General features: G+C 58.3%; 5 protein-coding genes. 1 reads left to right on the top strand and 4 read right to left on the bottom strand.

The annotated features are described in order from the left end of the window. Positions 1 to 1396 (bottom strand): homocysteine S-methyltransferase family protein (locus tag ACXJ5O_RS19910; RefSeq protein WP_457301404.1); only part of this gene is annotated, 1396 nt, incomplete at its 3' end. A gap of 141 nt (positions 1397 to 1537) precedes the next feature. Between ACXJ5O_RS19910 and ACXJ5O_RS19905 the strand changes: the two genes are divergently transcribed. After that, positions 1538 to 1741: an antitoxin Xre/MbcA/ParS toxin-binding domain-containing protein gene (locus ACXJ5O_RS19905; RefSeq protein WP_457301406.1), complete on the top strand. Its 204-nt coding sequence runs from the start codon at positions 1538 to 1540 to the stop codon at positions 1739 to 1741. On the opposite strand, the gene ACXJ5O_RS19900 is transcribed toward ACXJ5O_RS19905, so the two are convergent. The 3 genes from ACXJ5O_RS19900 to ACXJ5O_RS19890 all read right to left on the bottom strand — a co-directional run. Further along, positions 1742 to 2545, bottom strand: coding sequence for a heme ABC transporter ATP-binding protein (locus ACXJ5O_RS19900; RefSeq protein WP_457301403.1), 804 nt, complete (start codon positions 2543 to 2545; stop codon positions 1742 to 1744). 2 nt (positions 2546 to 2547) lie between these two features. Continuing rightward, positions 2548 to 3645: a FecCD family ABC transporter permease gene (locus ACXJ5O_RS19895; RefSeq protein WP_457301405.1), complete on the bottom strand. Its 1098-nt coding sequence runs from the start codon at positions 3643 to 3645 to the stop codon at positions 2548 to 2550. A 14-nt stretch (positions 3646 to 3659) separates the two neighbouring features. Then, a partial coding sequence (locus ACXJ5O_RS19890; protein ID WP_457301402.1) for a heme/hemin ABC transporter substrate-binding protein occupies positions 3660 to 4453 on the bottom strand: 794 nt, incomplete at its 5' end.

The following is a 4453-nucleotide window of genomic DNA, read 5'->3' as shown; positions in this document are numbered from 1 at the left end:
CTTGCACGCACTTCAGGCCCGCTTCGATGACGTCCCACTTCGAACTGTCGATCATCACCGGAACGCGGGCGATATCGGGTTCTGCCGCGATGAGGTTCAAGAATTCGACCATGGCCTTTTCACTGTCGATCAGGCCTTCGTCCATGTTGATGTCGATGATCTGTGCCCCATTCGCCACCTGATCGCGCGCGACATCCAATGCCGTGGCAAAATCGCCGGCAGTGATGAGTTTGCGGAACTTCGCGGAGCCGGTGATGTTGGTGCGCTCTCCGACATTAACGAACGGAATATCCTTGGTCAGCGTGAAAGGTTCGAGGCCCGACAGGCGCATATGCGTTTCCGTCTCGGGGATCTCGCGCGGTTTGTATTTGCTAACTGCTTCGGCGATTGCCTTGATATGCTCTGGGGTCGAACCGCAGCAGCCGCCCACGATATTGAGCAGGCCTTCGCTGGCGAAACCCTCGAGCTGCGCTGCCATCGCTTCCGGGCTCTCGTCGTACTGGCCGAATTCGTTGGGCAGGCCCGCATTGGGATAGGCGCAGACGAACGTATCCGCGACGCTGGAAATCTCGGCGAGATGCGCGCGCATGGCATTGGCGCCGAGGGCACAATTCAAGCCGATGGTGAAGGGCTTGGCGTGACGGACCGAATGCCAGAAAGCGGTCGGCGTCTGGCCGGAAAGCGTGCGGCCGGAAAGGTCGGTAATCGTGCCGGAGATCATCACCGGAAGGGTGATCCCCTTCTCTTCGAACACTTCGTTCGTGGCGAAGATAGCCGCTTTGGCGTTCAGTGTGTCGAAGATGGTCTCGATGAGGATGATGTCCGCGCCGCCATCGATGAGGCCACGCACTTGGGTCCCATAGGCGGTGCGCAAGTCGTCGAAAGTGACARCGCGATAGCCGGGATTGTTGACATCAGGGGAAATCGATGCGGTGCGGTTTGTCGGGCCAAGCGCTCCGGCGACAAACCTGCGGCGGCCATCCKTCTGTTCGGCTTTCAATGCGGCACGGCGGGCAAGCCGCGCGCCATCGCGGTTAAGTTCATACACCACCTCTTCCATGCTGTAGTCGGCCTGGGCGATCGTGGTGGAGGAAAATGTGTTGGTCTCGAGGATATCGGCGCCCGCCATGGCATAGGCGTAGTGGATATCTTCGATGGCTTGCGGTTGGGTCAGGATCAGGAGATCATTGTTGCCCTGCAGATGGCAGGAACAATCCGCAAAGCGATCGCCGCGAAAGTCATCTTCGTTGAGGCTAAGGCCTTGAATCTGCGTGCCCATGGCGCCGTCGAGAATCAGTATCCGTTCTTTCGCTGCCTTGGTCAAAGCTGCAAAAACTTCGGAGCCGTCCCGAGGAAAATCCATGGGACCAAACAGATTATCAACCGCAATATTCATAACTCGGCACGCCTCATGATCCATGATCCGGATGAGGTGTCAGGGTCACATAAAGATATCTTTATGTCAACAAGTCAATTCTGTTGGCGGCATGATATGTCGCACTTGTGGTGGTCGTCTGCACCAACCAGGCCTTAATGAATCCAGCAGGAGGACAGTCCGTTTGACGAGCATCAGACACTGGCTGAAGAAACGTTTGGCGATAAGGAAAAGGCCAGCCGCTGGCGGCGTCGAACGCTGCCTGAACTCGGCGGCGAAACACCGCTTGTGGTTGCGCAGACAGAAGCTGGCGCACCCATCATCGAAACCATACTTGGCAAGATCGCCTTTGGTGCCGCCGCCTGACTATGGACGGACCGACATCGACGCCGATTGCGGCAAGACAAAAGGCACATGCTTGTCGGGCAAGGCGCCGACTTTCAATGCACACTCATAGACACGCAGGATACGGTCGTCTGTAAGGACCTCCGCGGGTGTACCCACGCTATCAATACAGCCCCCGTGCATGACCACGACGCGGTCCGCATACATAGAGGTCAGATTGAGATCATGCAGAATCGCGATTACTCCGCCGCCACGCGTGGCAAAGGCGCGGGCGATCTGCATGATTATGAGCTGATGCTTGATATCAAGACTAGAGACGGGCTCGTCGAGAAAGAGGAAGCGCGGCTGACCATCCAGAACTGGCTGCCAGACCTGACAGAGGACGCGCGCAAGTTGCACGCGCTGCTGTTCGCCTCCGGAAAGTTCCTGGTAGAAACGACCGCCAAAGCCAGCAAGATCGACGAGTGCCAGCGCCTCGTCCGGCAGGTTCTCGGCAACTTGATGCGTCGCGCCGGAACGACCGCTGGTAAGACCGAGCCTGACAATTTCGCGTACGGTGAATGGAAAGGACAGCGACGTCGATTGCGGCAGGATCGCCCGCATGGCGGCTATCTGCCACGGTTTCAGATGGCTGAGTGAGTGTCCGTTGATCGTTATGCGCCCGGTGAAAGGCAGATCGCCGGAAAGCGCCCGCATCAGCGTCGTCTTGCCTGAACCGTTCGGGCCAACGATGACAGTCAGTCCCCCCGCCTGAGCATCGAAACTCGCATCTTTGACGATGGCCTTGCGTCCAAGCATGACGTTGACGTTGGAAAGGCTGATCATGGTCAAAGATCCACAATGCCGCGGCGGCGCAGCAATATCCACAGGAAGAAAGGCGCTCCGACAGCTGCCGTAACGATGCCAATCGGCAATTCCGAAGGCGTGACGATGGTGCGGCTAATGGCGTCCGCGAGCAGCAGCAGGCTCGCACCCAGGAGTGCCGATGCCGGGAGCAGATAGCGATGGTCCGGCCCAATGACCAACCGAAGCAAATGCGGCACGACAACGCCGACGAAGCCGATGCCACCGCTAACGGCAACGGAGGCGCCAGTTGCGGCAGCGACCACAATGATGGCCACGCGCTTGAAACGCTGGACCGGAATGCCGAGGTGGCTTGCCGAGGCTTCACCAAGTGCCAGGGCATTGAGGCCGCGCCCAAGAAAGGGAGAAACCAGCAGCGCCAACACGATAAAGGGACCAGCCGCAGCCATCTTGGCCCAATTGGAGCCGGCAAGCGACCCCAGTGTCCAGAACGTCAGATCGCGCAACTGCCTGTCATCGGCAAGAAATGTCAGGAGACCTATATACGCCATGGCCATGGCGCCGAGTGCAATACCGGCCAGTAGCATTGTGGCGATGGAGGTTTGTCCGCGCCGCGTGGCTACGGCATAGAGAATGAGCGTGAAAACAAGGGCGCCGATAAAGGCGGCAACCGGCAGGGCAAATATACTGAAGGTCGCAATGAAGGGTGCCAGCACCGTTCCACCAAGGACAATGACGCTGACGGCACCAAGTCCCGCACCCGCGGAGACGCCGACAATACCGGGATCCGCAAGCGGATTGCGAAATAGGCCCTGCATCACCGCACCGGAGACAGCAAGCGACGCTCCGATCATCGCGCCGAGAATAATGCGTGGCAACCTTATATCCCAGATGATGATGCTGTCGCGCAGGGAAAGGACATTACCGTCACTGCTTGCGCCTCGAACCAAAGCGCTGACAACAGATATGACCGAAGCGTCGGACGCGCCGGCGGCAAGGCTGAACAGCATTGTCGCCAGCAGAGCAAAGCCCAGCACGACGATGATGCCCTTCGCCAGGAATGAGCGGTCGCCTTCTGGACGGGTCTTGCCTTGTCCCGACCGAAGAGCCACAGGTCGCATCAAGACAGACTCGCTCATTGGCTTGCTTCAGATCCGTAGAATGCCTTGGCCAGATCGTGCACCGCTTCCGCCGTCCGCGGCCCGAAACCGAGCAGATACTGCCCGCCCATGCGCACGATGTTTTTTTTCTGACCGGCAGGCGTCACTGCAATTGCCTTGTTAGCGAGAAGATCCGCGTCGGTTGTAGCGCGCGGCCCGTGGATATCCATCACCAGAATGACGTCCGGCTGTGCCGTGAGGATCGCTTCGTCGGTCATTGTCTTGTAGCCGGAATACCCGGTGACGACGTTATCGCCGCCTGCAAGTTCGATAATTCCATCAGCCGCCGTCTTGGTACCCGCTGCCATGATTTTTCCGCCTGTGGCACTGAGGACGAAGAGCACACGTTTGCGGGTCTTGATATTTTTGGTTTCGGCTTCCGCTGCCGCCAATTCCTTCTCGACTTTGGCAGATAGCTTTTCGGCCTTGTCCTCAACGCCAAGTGCCTTGCCGACAATCCGAATCTTTTCCGACACGCTTTCGGCGGTGTAGTTTTCCGGAACGAACACGAAAGGTACGCTGGCTTTTTTCAACACGTCGATAGCTTCACGTGGGCCCGAACCCTCAACGGCAATGATCGCAGTCGGGTTGATCGACAGGACGCCTTCCGGAGACAATGCACGCATGTATCCGACGTCAGGTATCTTGTGCGCAGCTTCGGGGAAAACGCTGGTGGTATCGCGACCGACCAACCGTCCCTCCTCACCCAGATCATAGATGATTTCGGTGATCGACCCGCCGATGGAGACTACACGACTTGCATCGGGAA

It is taken from the genome of Phyllobacterium sp. P5_D12 (genome assembly GCF_054049495.1).
Note: the sequence above shows the minus strand (reverse complement) of the source record. Positions and strands in the feature narration are given on the sequence as shown.

Bases quoted from the DNA above. Each gene is read 5' to 3' on its own strand.
- ACXJ5O_RS19895 (WP_457301405.1), bottom strand. From the start codon at position 3,645: ATGCGACCTGTGGCTCTTCGGTCGGGACAAGGCAAGACCCGTCCAGAA.
- ACXJ5O_RS19900 (WP_457301403.1), bottom strand. From the start codon at position 2,545: ATGATCAGCCTTTCCAACGTCAACGTCATGCTTGGACGCAAGGCCATC.